The sequence below is a fragment of the Phycisphaerales bacterium genome, assembly GCA_020852515.1.
Lineage (GTDB): Bacteria > Planctomycetota > Phycisphaerae > Phycisphaerales > UBA5793 > UBA5793.
In genome coordinates this window covers 368,940-384,010 of the sequence record JADZAS010000013.1, presented here as the reverse complement: position 1 = coordinate 384,010, position 15,071 = coordinate 368,940, and the positions used below count along the sequence as shown (strand labels likewise).

At 66.3% G+C, this 15,071-nt stretch carries 8 protein-coding genes; 6 read left to right on the top strand and 2 right to left on the bottom strand.

All coding sequences use genetic code 11. The features are described from left to right. Positions 1-30: 30 nt before the first annotated feature. A complete protein-coding gene (gene hrpA / locus IT430_07730) occupies positions 31-3,930 on the bottom strand; it encodes an ATP-dependent RNA helicase HrpA (GenBank protein MCC6907813.1) in 3,900 nt (1,299 codons plus the stop codon). A 129-nt stretch (positions 3,931-4,059) separates the two neighbouring features. On the opposite strand from hrpA, the gene IT430_07725 reads away from it, so the two are divergent. Beyond that, positions 4,060-4,956, top strand: a complete 897-nt coding sequence (locus IT430_07725) for an aldo/keto reductase (GenBank protein ID MCC6907812.1) — start codon at positions 4,060-4,062, stop codon at positions 4,954-4,956. A 97-nt stretch (positions 4,957-5,053) separates the two neighbouring features. Here the strand turns inward: IT430_07725 and IT430_07720 are convergent, their stop codons facing one another. Further along, entirely contained in the window at positions 5,054-5,917 is an 864-nt protein-coding gene (locus tag IT430_07720) for a hypothetical protein (protein MCC6907811.1), read from the bottom strand. A 373-nt stretch (positions 5,918-6,290) separates the two neighbouring features. Here IT430_07720 and IT430_07715 point away from each other — a divergent pair, with 373 nt between their 5' ends. The 5 genes from IT430_07715 to IT430_07695 all read left to right on the top strand — a co-directional run bounded on the left by IT430_07715 (position 6,291) and on the right by IT430_07695 (position 14,158). After that, positions 6,291-8,627 carry a VWA domain-containing protein gene (locus IT430_07715; GenBank protein MCC6907810.1) on the top strand — a complete coding sequence of 779 codons (2,337 nt, stop codon included), beginning with the start codon at positions 6,291-6,293 and terminating at the stop codon, positions 8,625-8,627. Between the two features lie 83 nt (positions 8,628-8,710). After that, positions 8,711-10,015, top strand: a complete 1,305-nt coding sequence (locus IT430_07710; GenBank protein MCC6907809.1) for a VWA domain-containing protein — start codon at positions 8,711-8,713, stop codon at positions 10,013-10,015. Positions 10,016-10,151: 136 nt separating this feature from the next. Beyond that, positions 10,152-10,865 (top strand): response regulator transcription factor, encoded by a 714-nt coding sequence (locus IT430_07705; GenBank protein ID MCC6907808.1) that lies wholly within the window; start codon positions 10,152-10,154, stop codon positions 10,863-10,865. Further along, positions 10,862-12,736, top strand: a complete 1,875-nt coding sequence (locus tag IT430_07700; protein ID MCC6907807.1) for a HAMP domain-containing histidine kinase — start codon at positions 10,862-10,864, stop codon at positions 12,734-12,736. Before IT430_07705 ends, IT430_07700 begins: the two co-directional genes overlap by 4 nt. Before the next feature lie 81 nt (positions 12,737-12,817). After that, positions 12,818-14,158: an MFS transporter gene (locus IT430_07695; protein MCC6907806.1), complete on the top strand. Its 1,341-nt coding sequence runs from the start codon at positions 12,818-12,820 to the stop codon at positions 14,156-14,158. The last annotated feature ends 913 nt before the right edge of the window (positions 14,159-15,071 follow it).

Here is a 15,071-nt window from a genome sequence, read left to right as displayed (position 1 = left end):
GTACTGCACGTGCGATCCGAAATCTGCAACCTAAGCCATCTGCTCCCACAACTTATCCAACCGCTGCGGCGACACCTTCTCCGCCGTGCCAAGGTCCTGCGCGAACAGCGACACGCGCAACTCCTCGATGAGCCATCGGTACTCGACCAGCCGTGGATCAGTCGCCTGACTCGGATCGCGCCGGGCCATCGCCTGCGCGAGCCGGGTCCGGTGGACTTCGATCACCTGCCGATGCTGCGCATCGCGCGCCAGTCCAGCGCCGCTCAGGCGTTCGAGTCGGCGCTGCATCGCCGCCACGTAGCGCGGAATGTGCCGAAGTCGCGCGAGCGGCGTGATGCGCAGAAACTCGCCGGGCAACAGTTCCGAGAGTTGCGTCTTGAGATCATCGACGATCGGCTTCCACGTCGGCGGCGCGGATTTATCCAGTCGCAGGTGCACTTCGTGCCGGGCCGCGAGAATCGGCTCGACGAGCGAGCAGATACTGAACATCGCCTCACCGATGCGCACCCAGCCATCGTTGAGCCGCGCTTCGAACTGTTCGCGGCTTCGCGGGATCTCACGATCACCCAGAAACGCCTGCTCTGCTGCAGTCTCGATGATCTGCTCGTGCAGCAGCTTCGGCGGCCCAAGCGAAGCGTAGAGCAGTTTGAGCCGATTGAGTTGCGGCATGGTCTTGAGTTGATGCGCGAGTTCATCATGCGCTGCGATGACGTACAGCCGGCGAATGCCCAGCCGGCTCGCCGCCAGCGCCGCGGCGGAAGTATCGAGAATCGTCAGGCGAACCGACGAACCTTCATCCACCACGGCCGGGTACGCGGTCACCGTCATGCCGCCTCGCTTGATCTCGATCGACTCGGCCAGCGCGCCAAAATCCCACGTGGTGATCCCCTTGCGTGAGTAGCGCTGGTCGCTCATCGACTGCAGTTGCGAGCGCACTTTGCCGGCCAGGTCGCGGCGAAGTTGTTCGAGATCGCGTCCCTCGCCGACGATGTGGCCGCGCCGATCGACAATGCGAAAGTTCATCAGCAGGTGGCGATCGAGTTTGTCCATCTGAAAGTCAGACGGCTTGATCGGAATGCCGCGCAGGCCGTGCAGCGCCTCGCCGAGCGCCGCTTCGAGCGTCCGCTCGTCGGGGTGGAGGCTCTCAGCGCAAGTGCGCGCAAAGTCCCCGGCCGGCAAAAATGCGGTGCGCGTGCCCTTGGGCAGCGACTTGATCAGCGCCGTCATCTTCTCCAGCCGCATGCCCGGCACGAGCCAGGTGAACGGCGCCGCGTCGATCTCGTGCAGCGCTTCGACCGGAATGATCGCCGTCACCCCGTCATCGGGTGCGCCGGGATCGTGCACGTAGCGCAGCGACAGCGTGAGTTCGCCGAGAGTCATGCGATCCGGAAAGTCAGCGGCGCTGCGCTCGATCTGCACGAGATCGTCGCGCGTCATGTGCAGCAGGCGAGGCGTGCTTCGCTGGGCCTCCTTCCACCACTTGTCAAACGTAGCCCCGCTGTACGCATCCGCCGGCAGGCGCTGGTCATAGAACGCGAAGCGCTGGTGCACATCCACGAGCACATCGCGCTTGCGCACCTTGCTTTCTACCTTCTCGACTTCGGCGATCAGTTGGCGGTTGTGCTCGAAGAACGGCGCCTGGGTCCGCCACTCGCCCTCCACCAGCGCATGGTGAATGAACAGCTCGCGCGACGCCTTCGGCTCGATCGGGCCGTAGTGCACCCGCCGGCCCGATGCGATGTCGAGGCCGTACAGCGACACGCGTTCAGCCGCGGTCACCTGCGCCGTGTCTTCGCTCCACAGCGGCTCGGAGTAGTGCCGCTTCACGAGGTGCTCGGCGAGCGCTTCGATCCACTGCGGCTGAATCCTCGCCACGCAGCGCGCATACAGCCGCGTCGTCTCCACGATCTCGGCGGCCATGATCCACGCCGGGCTCTTCCTGAACTGTCCCGAGCCGGGAAAGATGAAGAACTTCGTGCCGTGCGCTCCCGTGTATTCGTGCCCGTCGGTGCGCAGCCCGATGTTGCTCAGCAGGCCCGACAAGACCGCCCGGTGCACCGTGTCATACTCCGCCGGCTCCGTGTTGATTCGCAGCCGGCTCTCGATCGCGAGTTCGCGCAGTTGAGTGTGGATGTCGTGCCACTCGCGCATGCGCATGAAGTTGACGTGGTTCTGCCGGCACCAGTGCCGGGCCTTGCTGTGCGACAAGCGCCGGGCCTCATCGTGGTACGCGCGCCAGAGATTGACGAACGCGAGAAAGTCCGAGTCTTCGTGCGCGAAGCGCGCATGGGCCGCATCCGCCTTCTCCTGCTGGTCGTGCGGCCGCTCGCGCGGATCAGGTATCGACAGCGCCGCGGCGATGATGAGCACCTCCGCCAGGCAGTGCTCGCGATCGGCCTGAAGAATCATCCGCCCCAGTCGCGGATCGATCGGCAGACGAGCCAGTTCGCGGCCGAGTTCGGTCAGTTCATTGTGCGCATCGACGGCGCCGAGTTCATGCAGCGTGTGATAGCCGTCGCGGATCATCCGCGCCGTCGGCCTCTCAATGAAAGGAAACCGCTCGACATCCCCCAGCCGCAGCGCCTTCATCTGCAGGATCACGCTGGCGAGGTTGGTGCGGAGAATCTCCGGCTCGGTGAATTCCGGCCGCGCTGCAAAGTCCTGCTCCGAATACAGCCGCACGCAGACCCCCGGCCCGACCCGGCCGCAGCGCCCCTTGCGCTGCTCGGCGCTCGCCTGCGAGATCGCCTCGATCGGCAGGCGCTGCACCTTGGTCCGCGTGCTGTAGCGGCTGATGCGCGCCATGCCCGGATCCACCACGCACGAGATGCCCGGCACCGTCACCGACGTTTCCGCCACGTTCGTCGCCAGCACGATGCGCCGCTGCTGGTGCGGCTGGAAGATGCGGTTCTGCTCGGCGCTGCTCAGCCGCGAATACAGCGGCAGCACATCCACCCCGCGCGACGCCTGGTGCCGCAGCGCCTTGGCCGCCTCGCGGATCTCGCGCTCCCCGCTGAGAAATACGAGAATGTCGCCGCGCTCGCGCCCGATGAGTTCATCCACGGCGCTCACCGTTGCGTCGATCAGGTCCGGCGCCTCGTCTTCATCCGCTTCAGCGGCAGGCGGCTCGTAGCGCACCTCGACCGGATACGCCCGCCCGGACACTTCGATGATCGGCGCATCGTCAAAGTGCGCGCTGAAGCGCTGCGGGTCGATCGTCGCCGAAGTGATGATCACCTTCAGGTCGCGCCGCCGCGGCAGCAGTTGCTTGATGTACCCCAGTAGAAAGTCGATGTTCAGGCTGCGCTCGTGCGCCTCGTCGATGATGATCGTGTCATACGCGCTCAGAAACCGGTCGCTGGGCGTCTCGGCGAGCAGGATGCCGTCGGTCATGATCTTGATGAGCGTGTTCTCGCTCGTCTGATCGCCAAAGCGGATCTTGTAACCGACCTGCTTCCCCAGCGGCACGCTGAGTTCATCCGCGATGCGGGCCGCCACCGTCCGCGCCGCCACCCGCCGCGGCTGGGTGTGGCCGATGGCGCCCGTGATGCCGCGCCCCAGTTCGAGGCAGATCTTGGGCAGTTGCGTCGTCTTGCCCGAGCCCGTCTCGCCGCACAGCACGACCACCTGGTTGATCCGGATCGCCTCGGCGATCTCGGCGCGCCTCTGAACGACGGGCAGATCGGGTGGATACGTGATGCGCGGTACCGCAGCGCGGCGGGTCGCAACGCGATCCATCGACCTGCGAATGTCCGCTTCCAGCGCGCCGATCGAATCACCCGCCCGCCGCGCCGCCGCGACCCGGCCGCGCGGCCTTCGCGCTTCCGCCCGCCCGCTGAGCGCGCGGAGCCTCTGCATCAGGCGATGCCGGTCGTTGATCATGCACTCATCAATCAGTTGGTCGAGCGCGGTGCTCGGCTGCGGCGTCATGGGCGGCTTCCAAAAATGGCCGCACATTGTAAGGGTGCATCCCGCGCCACGCGCCGCACACCAGGCCGCGAACCTCCGCCTGCCGCGCGTACCATCGTCATGTGCCGCTCAATGTGACAGGAGGATGAGATGCAGCAGCGCCCACTGGGCAACACCGGCCTGAACGTCTCCGCCATCGGCTTCGGCGGCGCGGCCATCTGGCACGCGCCCGGCGAAACAGGCGGCGTGGGCGACCGCGACGTGCACGCCCTGCTCAACGCCATGCTCGACTCCGGCGTCACCCTCATCGACACCGCCGGGATGTACGGCCTTTCCGAAGAGCGCATCGGCAAGGCCATCGCCAGCCGCCGCGATGAATTCGTTCTCAGCAGCAAGTGCGGCTACGACCGCGACATGAACGAAGACTGGTCGCCCCGCGCCATCACCGCCGGCATCGACCGCTCGCTCCAGCTGCTCCACACCGACCGCATCGACATCATGCACCTGCACTCGTGCGGCCTCGACGTCCTTCGGCAGGGCGACGCCATCGACGCGCTCGACCGCGCCGTCGAGGCCGGCAAGATCCGCCACGCAGCCTACAGCGGCGACAACGAAGCCCTGCTCTGGGCCATTGACTCCGGCCGCTTCGCCAGTATTCAGACTTCGCTCAACATCTGCGATCAGTCCTGCCTCGACCGCGCCCTGCCGCACTGCAAGGCCAAGGGCCTGGGCGTCATCATCAAGCGCCCGCTCGCCAACGCGTTCTGGCGCTTCGAAGAGCAGCCCGCCGGCGAATACTGCGAAGAGTACTGGAAGCGGGCCCATTCGATGAAGCTCACGCCCGAGCCGCTCAGCTGGGATGAACTCTCCCTGCGCTTCTCCGCGTTCCAGCCGGGCGTAAGCAGCATCATCATCGGCACCCGCCGCGCCGACCACTTCCTGCGCAACGTGCAACTGCTCGACAAGGGTCCGCTGCCCGCCGAGCAGGTCGCATCGCTGCGCCAACTGTTCAAACAACACAACCGCGGCTGGGTCGGGCAGATCTGATACGGGGCAGGCGCAGTTCACGGTTACCAGCCAGAAAAAAGCAAGCCCCGTCGCACGAAGCGACGGGGCTTGATTGAAGCAAGGCGATTCGATCAGCTCACGGAATCTGATCCACGTTGCTCGTGTTGCAGGATCCTGCTTCAACAAGCTGGAGGTAGCCGCCGCACGCTCCGGTGCCCGCGTTGCCCGCGACTCCGCCGCTCCCGCTGCCGGTGCTCACCGTGCGTACAAGTTGCACGCCGCCCTGGATGCCGAGCATCGTTCCGGCGCACGGCCCGCCGGGGATGATGGTGCTGCCCTGGCCCTGTCCGAACGCGATTCCCTGTTGCACGTTGGGCGTGGCGCCGGCCCAGTCAACGGTCACGGTGCCCGGGCACGTGCCGCCGACAGTCAGGCGATAACCGCCACCGCCGCCGCAGTCGTAGTACACGGTGCCGTTGAAAATGCGATTGTTGAACGAGAGAAGGAACGGGTACTCTCCGCCAATGCCGCGGTCCTCCCAGCGCACGTCGTTGTTCTGGAACGCCCCGAGCGGACCGTTGGTATACTCGATGCTGATTCCGTCGCTGCGCGTGAAATACAGGCCGCACGTCTCACCGAACGCAATCGTGAGGCCGCCGATGTTCACAGGGGTTGGTGTGCCGTTCGGATTGATCGACGGGATCGTCTCGGTTCCCAGCAGGGTCCAGAGCGATCCGTTGTTCTCCTTGCCGACGTAGGACGTGTGGTCGGTGACGTAGTAGACCTCGACGATCGCCTGGCCACTCGTCCCTGCACGGGCATTGAAGTCGAAGCTCGTGATCGTGATGCCGTCGGGATTGAGGCAGGTGAGATCCCACATGGCGCCGCGGTGACCGTTGCCGCCGCTAAACGTCGAGGTGATACTGTCGTCGCACTGGCCAAACGCCGCTGCTCCGATCGAGCAGCATGCGAGAGCGGCGAACATCGCTGACTTTCTCATTCTTCTTCTCCTTTGATGTTGACAAGCACCTGAACGATCGAAAGCCGGGGTGGCCCCCGTTCCACGCTTCCGATCATCCTGCCAATGAAAACGCGCCGCGCGACTGCCGGCGCGAATACAGATGCGTTCCTCCCCTCTCTGTGTCGCAACTGGTCCTGACAGGCAGAATCCGGCGAGGACACGTTCGCCATGATCCATCCCTGTCAGCATACCGGAACCGACGCGCCGCTGTCAAGGCGGTTCAGCGGTCAACACGACCTGTTTTTCCCAAAGAAGTGGGCCGCAAGTCGTTACGCCGTTGTTGCGCAAGCACCTCCGCATTGAACGTATATTGAAAGGAGACCGCCTCAACACCGAGCAAGGAGCCGGGCACATGCTCAGCCAGCAATCGCGACGACCACGCCTGATAACCACCCTCCTCACCCTCCTCGGTCTCCTCGCCGGCCCGGCCGCCGCCCAGGACCAGCAGATCGAGATCATCATCCGCTCCAACCTCGGCAGCGCGACGCAGGTCGTCGTACCCCAGGCCCGCAGTTTCAACGTCACTCGCCAAGGCGACCCGATCCTCATCGACAAGGTCGATGCGCAGGTCCGCATCCTCGATTCGACCGCGACGACCACCCTTGAAGTGTCGCTCCGCAACGCGTCATCGGCCCAGGCCGAAGCGGTGCTGCTGCTGCCGGTGCCCGACGGCGCGGTCGTCGGCTCGTTCCTCTTTGAGGGCGCGTCCGCCGAGCCCACCGCCCAGGTCATGCGCCGCGATGAAGCCCGCCGCCTCTACGACGCCATCGTCGCAAGAGTCCGCGACCCCGCGCTGCTCGAATTCGCCGGCTACAACCTCGTCCGCTCGAGCGTCTTTCCCGTTCCCGCCGGAGGCACGCAAAAGGTCCGTCTCACCTACGAGCACCTGCTCCCCGTCGACGGCCCGCGCGTCGATTACATCCTGCCCCGAAGCGAATCGCTCGACCGCCGGCATCCGTGGAACGTGCAGGTTGACATGCAGTCCCGGCCGCCGATCTCAATGGTCTATTCACCCAGCCACACGCTCGACACCAAGCGCATCTCGCCGAATCACCTCAAGGCCAGCATCGCGCCCGGCAGCGTGATGGACCCCGGCTCGTTTCGCCTCTCCTACCTGCGCGAGCAGCAGGGCGTCACCGCTTCGCTCTACGCCTATCCCGATCCCAAGATCGAAGGCGGCTACTTCCTGCTCGTCGCCGGCCTGCCCGGCGAATCGAAAGACCAGCGCCCCGGCATCAAGCGCGAGGTTACGCTCGTCATCGACCGCAGCGGCTCCATGGCCGGGCCCAAGATGGACCAGGCCAAGGCCGCAGCCCTTCAGGTGCTCGAAGGCCTCGAAGATGGCGAAGCGTTCAACATCATCGACTTCTCAACGACCGTCTCGCTCTTCTCGAATCAACCCGTCGAGAAGAACAGCAAGAGCGCCGCCGCCGCCCGCGTCTACCTCGACATGATGCGCGCCGGCGGCGGGACCAACATCCACGACGCCCTCGTCGAAGCGCTCAAGACGCACGAATCGACCGAAGGCCGCCTGCCTCTCGTGCTCTTCCTCACCGATGGCCTGCCGACGGTCGGCCAGACTTCAGAGGTCGACATCCGCGCCCTGGCCGACAAGGGCAACCACCAGCATCGGCGCATCTTCACCTTCGGCGTGGGCAACGACGTCAACGTCCCCCTGCTCGATCGCCTTTCCGACGCCACGCGCGCCGTGTCGGTCTACGTGCAGCCGGATGAAGACGTCGAACTGAAGGTCGCGCAGACCTTCCGCCGTCTGTCCGGCCCGGTCCTTGCCAACGCGAGTCTGGACACGATTGGCGATCAGGGCCAGGTGACCACCGGCGCCGCAGTGCGCGAACTCATTCCTTCCGCGCTGCCGGATCTGTTCGACGGCGATCAACTCATCGTGCTCGGCCAGTACCGCCGGCCCGATGCCGACGCTTCGCCGCTGCACTTCCGCCTGACGGGCGATTTCCTCGGCGAGCAGAAGACCTTCGAGTTCGAGTTCGACCTGGGCAGCGCCACGACCCGCAACGCGTTTGTGCCGCGGCTGTGGGCCAGCCGGCGCATCGCCTATCTCGTCGATCAGATTCGCCAGGCCGGCGCCGCCTCGGTCGGCAGCATCACCAACAACACGCCGGTTTTTGAAGACCCGCGCTACCGCGAGCTGGCCGAGGAGATCCTGCGCCTGTCCACCGAGTTCGGCATCCTCACCGAGTACACCGCGTTCCTCGCCACCGAGGGCACCGATCTCTCTGACTGGAACAACCTTCAGGCCAACTGCAACACGAACCTCGACACGCGCGCCGTCCAGCAGCGCTGGGGCCAGAGCGCCGTCAACCAGGGCGTCAACTTCAACGAGCAGAAACTCCAGGCCAAACTGAACTACCAGAACCGGTACGTGGATGACAAACTCAATCGCGTCGAAATCTCCGCCGTGCAGCAGGTCTGCGACCGCGCCTTCTTCAAGCGCGACGGCTGCTGGATCGACTCGCAACTCATCACGCCCAGCGAAACTCCCGGCGAGCCCATCACGCCTGACGAAACCGTGCAGTTCGGCAGCCCCGAGCACATCACCATCCTGCAGGCGCTCATCACCCAGAATCGCCAGGGCGTGCTCTCGCTCGACGGCGACATCATGCTCCGCTACGAAGGCCGCAACATCCTCGTGCGCAACGCGCCATCACCGTAACGTGCCGCTGACACCCCTCGTTGAGCCGCGACCCGGAGGCTCTGCGAAGGGAGCGCTACAACCCACCACCTAAGGAGATTCCGATGCACACCGCTCAACTCACCGCCGCTTTGCTCGCCGCTACGTGCAGTCTCGCCATTGCCGCGCCGCCTGACAACCCCTCGCCTCAGACGGCCGAGGAGCAGATCCTGCCGATGGACGAGCGCCAAGTCTTGATTCACCTGGAAGGCGTCGGAGCGCTCCCCCCGATCGTGCTGCATCAGCGCGAGGCCGGCCGCCGCACGGTCGAACTGGCCATCTGCCTCGATACGAGCGGCAGCATGGATGGCCTGATTGAAGCGGCCAAACTCAAACTCTGGGACATCGTCAATGACCTGGCGCTCGCCACGCCCACGCCCCGCCTGCGCGTGGCGCTGCTCACCTACGGCAACGACGGCCACATCGCCGAGGACGGCTGGGTGAAGATCGACTGCCCCTTCACCGAAGACCTCGACGAAGTCTCGCGCCAACTGTTCGCCCTGCGCACCAACGGCGGCACCGAACTCGTCGGCCGTGTCCTGCGCGAAGCCGGCGAACAGCTCGACTGGACGCCCTCCGACAGCACGCTCAAGCTCGTCGTCGTCGCCGGCAACGAATCCGCCGATCAGGACCAGCAGTTCCGCTATCCCGATGTGTGCAAGAGCCTCATCTCGCGCGGCGTCATGGTCAACGCCATCTACTGCGGCAATCCGGCTGATCAGATCGCGCCGGCCTGGCGCGAAGTCGCCCTGCTCGCCGATGGACACTACGCCGCCATCGATCACAACAACGGCAACATCGTCATCGCCTCTCCCTTCGACGACAAGCTGGCTGAATTGAGCAGCGCCATCAACGAGACCTACATCCCCTACGGCGCTGCGGGCGAGCAAGGCAAGATGAACCAGGCTCTTCAGGACGCCAACGCCCAGTCGCTCAACACCGCCACCGCGGCTCAGCGCTGCTCGACCAAGGGCGGCGGCCTCTACTGGAACGCAGGCTGGGATCTCGTCGATGCCTGCAAGGCCGAGGACTTCAAACTCGCCGAGGTCAAGGACGAGGAACTCCCCGAAGCCATGCGCGGCATGACGCTCGAGCAGAAGCAGGCCCACATCGCCGAGGTGAACGCAAAGCGCGAAGCAATTCAGAAAGAAATCACCGACTACAGCGCCAAGCGCCAGGCCTACGTCAACGAAGAAATGAAGAAGCACCAGGGCGACGCCGACCGCTCGTTCGACGCAGCTCTGCGTGGAGCGATTCGCGCTCAGGCTCAGGCCAAGGGCTTCCAGTTCAAGCCTGACCCCGCGCTCGAACAGCCCGCGGCCGAGCAGCCTCAGGATGAGCAGACTCAGCTGACGATTGACGACTGCTGATTCCGGCAGCGACCCCTTTCGTTCGGGAGCCTTCCCCCCGAACACCTTGCGGCGTGGCGCCTTTCGGCGCCACGCCGCTGCCGCGCCCGCCGCGGGATGCCATGCGGTATGATCCCTTGCCCGCGAGGATCGAGTCGTGACGCAACAGACCATCCTGGTAGTTGAAGATGACACGGCGATCCGGCGAGGCCTTGTCGATGCGCTCCGCTACGCCGGCTACGAGGTGCTCGAAGCCGCCGACGGCCGGCGCGGCGCGGCGATGGCCGTTGAAGCCTCCATCGATCTCGTCCTGCTCGATGTCATGCTGCCCGGCCGCGACGGCTACAGCATCCTCGATGATCTCCGCGCCGCCCGCCCCACGCTGCCCGTCATCATGGTCACAGCGCGCGGCAGCGAAGACGACCGCGTCCGCGGCCTTGTGAGCGGCGCCGACGACTACGTCATCAAGCCCTTCAGCGCCCGCGAACTGCTCGCCCGCGTCGAGGCCGTACTCCGCCGCAGCCCCGAACGCCCCAGTGACGTGCAGAGCCTGCGCCTGGGCAACATGATCGTCCGCCTCGACCGCTGCGAAGTCGTGCAGGGCGGCGCGTGCTGCGCGACGCTCTCGCAGCGCGAAGCGGGGATCCTGCGCTACCTCGCCGCCAACGCCGGCCGCATCATCAGCCGCGATGAACTGCTCCACCGCGTGTGGGGCATCGACCCGCGCGGCGTCGAGACGCGCACTGTTGACATGCACGTCGCCCGACTGCGCGACAAACTCGCCGTGAACGAGCACGACACCGAGATGATCGCCACCGTGCGCGGCAAGGGGTACATGCTCAGCAGTGAAGTGGAGATCGAGCCGCGATGAGCAGACCTCCCTCCGCATGGTGGAAATGGTTCGCGCTGGGCGCAGCGCTGGTCGTCCTGGCGCTCGCGTGGGTGACTTCGGCGGTGCTCGCGCTCGAACGATCGGAGATCCGGGCCCGCGCCGATGCCCGCCGGCAGGAAGTCCTGCGCCTGGCGCTGTGGCGGATGGATTCCTGGCTCGGCCCGCGCCTCGCCCGCGAAGCCGCCCGGCCCTACTTCGAGTACCTGTCCTACTACCCGCAGGAGCGGGCCTACACCCGCATGCTCACTCCCATCGACGAAGGCGCGGTGCTCACCCCTTCGCCGCTGCTCACCTTCCGCGAGCCGATCATCACGCTCCACTTTCAGATCGACGCGCAGAACCGGCTCAGTTCGCCGCAGGTGCCCACGAGCAATCACCGCGATCTCGCCGAGTCGACCGTGCTCACTTCCGAGCAGATCCTCGGCTGCAACACCGTGCTCGACCGCATCGCGATCCTGATCCCCATCGACGACCTCCGGGCCCGCGTGCTCGACGCCGAAGCGGCCCTGGCGATGACGCCCGAGCCGCCGCCGGCGCAGATGTTCCAGTCGCAGGACGACGTCGGCGGCAACTACCAGAAGGCGCAGATCGCCTGGTCGAACATCGAGCAGGTCAAGCGGGCAGCGCGAAGCATCGAGAGCAACGAGGCCCACCAGACGGAGTCGCAGCAGTTCGAGGTGGCGCCGCAGCCTCAGACGGCTGACATCGGATCGCTGTCGCCGCCTCCAATCTTCACCAAGTCGGACGCCGTGCACGTCGGTCCGTTCGTGCCGCTGTGGGTCGGCGATGCGGCGTCGCAGCCTGAACTCATCTACCTCCGCTGCATCCGCGCTGGCGGACAGCAGCATCTGCAGGGCTTTCTTGTTGATTGGCCGCGCCTTCGCGCCACGCTCATCGAAGAGGTCGCCGACCTTATGCCGCAGGCCGATCTGGTGCCGCGCCTCGACGATGGCGACGCCGGCGACGCGGCGCCGCTGGTCAATCTCGCCACCGTTCCCGCCAGCGTCACAGGCGTTCCCGCCGTCGCCGCCAGCGCCGCCGGCCTCACGCCCACCCGCCTGGCCCTGGTCATCGTCTGGGCCGTGGTGCTGCTGGCGCTGAGCGTGGGCGGCCTGATGCTCCACGCCAGCCTGCTCTACGGCCGGCGCCGCAGCGATTTCGCCTCCGCCGTCACCCACGAACTTCGCACGCCTCTCACCACATTCCGCCTCTACTCCGAGATGCTCGCCGATGACATGGTGCCCGACGCGGCCCGCAGACGCGAGTACCTCGAAACCCTGCGAAGCGAATCATCGCGTCTTGCCCGACTCGTCGAAAATGTCCTCGCGTACGCCCGGCTCGAAGAGGGCCGCCAGCACACCTCGCCCCAGCCCGTCAAGGTGCGGGCGCTGCTCGATGAAGTGGCGCCGCTGCTCCAGCGCCAGTGCGATGAGCGCGGCATGCAACTGAGCATCAACAGCGAACTGGGCGCCGACCAGGCCGTGCACGTGGATCGCGACAGCGTCAGCCGCATCCTCACCAACCTCGTGGACAACGCGTGTAAGTACGCCAACGGCAACGACCCGCGCCGGATCGACCTCGTACTCAAACGCGGCGGCCAGCGCGTGCTCATCCACGTCTGCGACCACGGCCCGGGCATCGACGGCGAAACCGCGCGGCGGCTGTTTGCCCCGTTCCAGCGCGGCAAGCGGGCAACCAGGGAAGCCTCCGCAGGCGTCGGCCTCGGCCTGGCGCTGTGCCGCAGCCTTGCTCGCGACATGGGCGGCGAGCTGCGGCTGGACGCATCCACGCAGCGCAGCCGGGGCGCCTGCTTCGTGCTCGAAGTGCCGATCCATCCGCCCGTGGCGTGAGTGCAAATCCCCTGCGATAACAGCGCCGATTCAGGTGCTGCCCGAACGCCTGAGCGCAGCGAGGCTCGACTACTATCGTCCATGTCGTCCCCCGTTGCAGTTGATACTCCCGGCGCTGCCGCAGCGCCGGCCGCGGTCGGCGTCGTGATCCAGCCGCCCGCTGCGGCCGTCGGGCCCTCCATCGTCTCCGCTGCAGCGCCGGCCGCCATCACGTTTGTCACCCAGCGCCTCTCGGTCCTCGTCATCGCCCACGTCATCGTTGACTGCTTTTCCATGACGGTGATCCCGCTGCTGAGCGTCCTCGAGGGGCGCATCACCATCAGCCAGGGGCAGGGGGCGCTGCTGCTGGCGGTCGGTTCGCTGTGCAGCGGGCTCATCCAGCCCGTCGTCGCCGCCGCGAGCGATCGCTACAACACCCGCATCTTCGGGCCACTTGGCCTGCTGGGCGCGGCGCTGGCCCTGTCGATGCTCGGCTTTGTTACGACCTATTCGCAACTGCTCATCCTCCAGGCCGTCGCCACGGCCGGCATCGGCGCATTCCACCCCGTGGGCGCTTCGGCCATGGGCCAACTCTCCGGCCGGCGCCGATCCATGGGCGTGGCCGTCTTCTTCACCGGCGGGATGATCGGCAGCACCACCGGCAGCCTGCTCGTGCCGTGGCTCAACGAGTCCTTCGGCCTGCGCTCGCTCATGTGGTTTGTCGTGCCCGGCGTTGTCGGCGCCATCGCCCTCTGGCTCGCCGTGGGCGCGATCCCGCATCGGCACACCCAGGCCGGCGACCGCGCTGCGGCTCTCTCGCCGGCCGAAGTCCGCCGCCGCTGGAGCTCCGTCGCCATCCTGTACGCCGGCAACATCGCCCGCTTCACCGTCAACCAGGCGCTGGTCACGCTGGTGGTGCGCTGGGCCGAGTCGATCACGCTCAGCGCCAGCGGGGCCGCGGCGCTCGACGCTTCGCTGCGCGAATCGTCGTCGATTCTCAACGGCCGCATGCAGGCGTCGATGGCCATCGGCATGGGCATCGGCGGCTTGCTGGGCGCCTTCGTCGTGCGGCCCGGCAGGGAGAAGGGCATCCTCGTCGGCTCGGCGATCATCGGCGTGCCCGCCATCATCTGCTTCCCGCTCGCGTCGCCGTGGGTCGCGGTCGCGCTGGCCATCTGCGCCGGCGTCGGGTTTGCATCGGCGACGCCGGTGTCGATTGCCGTGGCCCAGCGCCTGCTGCCGCATCGGACGAGCTTCGCGTCGAGCCTGATGATGGGCGGCGCGTGGGTCTTCGCCGCCAGCGGGCCGCTGCTGGCGCAGGGGCTGATCGATGGTCTCGGCTTGTTGGGCGCGTTCGTCACGATCGCGATTCTGCTGGGCGGGGCCGGGGCGCTGACGGTGCTGCTGTCGTCGTCGCTGCTGCTGGAGACGGCGATGGAGTGAGGGAGGTGATGGGGAGGAGAGGCACTGGGCATTAGGCATTAGGCACTAGGCACTAGGCACTAGGGGAAGGCATCGAGGCATCAGGCGTCAAGCGGGGTGAGTGGGTGATGGGGTGAGTGGGTGAGTGGGTGATGGGGTGATCGGGAAGGCATCGAGGGAGCGAGGCATCGAGGCAACAACGCCCGGGCATGGCCATGCCTGGGGCGCCGTCGCGGCGTGTTGGGGCGTTGCAGCGCGTCATCACCTGATACCGATTCGCGTGCGCTGGCGTGCGCGGTGGGTGTCGATTCTGCAGTGTGAGTGCGGGGGCCGGGCGCGGCGCAGTGGGGGGCCGTGCAAGAATTGTGCCGGGTGGCGCGGGCGGCAGGGGCGATTTTCAGAAATGTGCGAGGCAAATCGCGTGCCAACACGGGCGCGCACCGGGTGGCGCGCACGCCCTGCGCACGGGATCGCTTCTGTGCGCTGGTTTTCGAGCAGCGCCGTGCGCGCCATGACGCTCATTTTGCCCAGAGCGCCAAATGGTCGCGGCTTTTGGGTGATTTTCGTCGATTTTCATTTTTCTGGAGGGGGTGCAGGTGAGTTTTAATCCGTTTTTCTGCGTTTCTGGCGCTGTCGCGCACAAGTCGCGCCTGACCCGGTGCGCTGGCGCGCGGGGGGCGAATTCTCTCACCACAAAGGGCACGAAGAGCACAAAGGGGCACGAAGAGTGAGGGGATGAGGGGGTGAAGGGGTGACGGGGAGAAGGGGTGAGGAGGAAAGGCACCGAGGCAGGGAGCAGAGAAGAGGGGCACCAGGCACTTGGCATCAGGCATCAGGGAAAGTCAGTCTCACGCGGAGCCGCGGAGATCGCGGAGGGGTGTTGGCCGCGAAGAGGCGCAGAAGGCGCAAGAGGAGAGGCACTGGGGACTGGGCA

Coding starts and splice junctions, on each gene's coding strand:
- IT430_07715 (MCC6907810.1), top strand. CDS start 6,291: ATGCTCAGCCAGCAATCGCGACGACCACGCCTGATAACCACCCTCCTC.
- IT430_07720 (MCC6907811.1), bottom strand. CDS start 5,917: ATGAGAAAGTCAGCGATGTTCGCCGCTCTCGCATGCTGCTCGATCGGA.
- IT430_07725 (MCC6907812.1), top strand. CDS start 4,060: ATGCAGCAGCGCCCACTGGGCAACACCGGCCTGAACGTCTCCGCCATC.
- IT430_07700 (MCC6907807.1), top strand. CDS start 10,862: ATGAGCAGACCTCCCTCCGCATGGTGGAAATGGTTCGCGCTGGGCGCA.
- hrpA (MCC6907813.1), bottom strand. CDS start 3,930: ATGACGCCGCAGCCGAGCACCGCGCTCGACCAACTGATTGATGAGTGC.
- IT430_07695 (MCC6907806.1), top strand. CDS start 12,818: ATGTCGTCCCCCGTTGCAGTTGATACTCCCGGCGCTGCCGCAGCGCCG.
- IT430_07710 (MCC6907809.1), top strand. CDS start 8,711: ATGCACACCGCTCAACTCACCGCCGCTTTGCTCGCCGCTACGTGCAGT.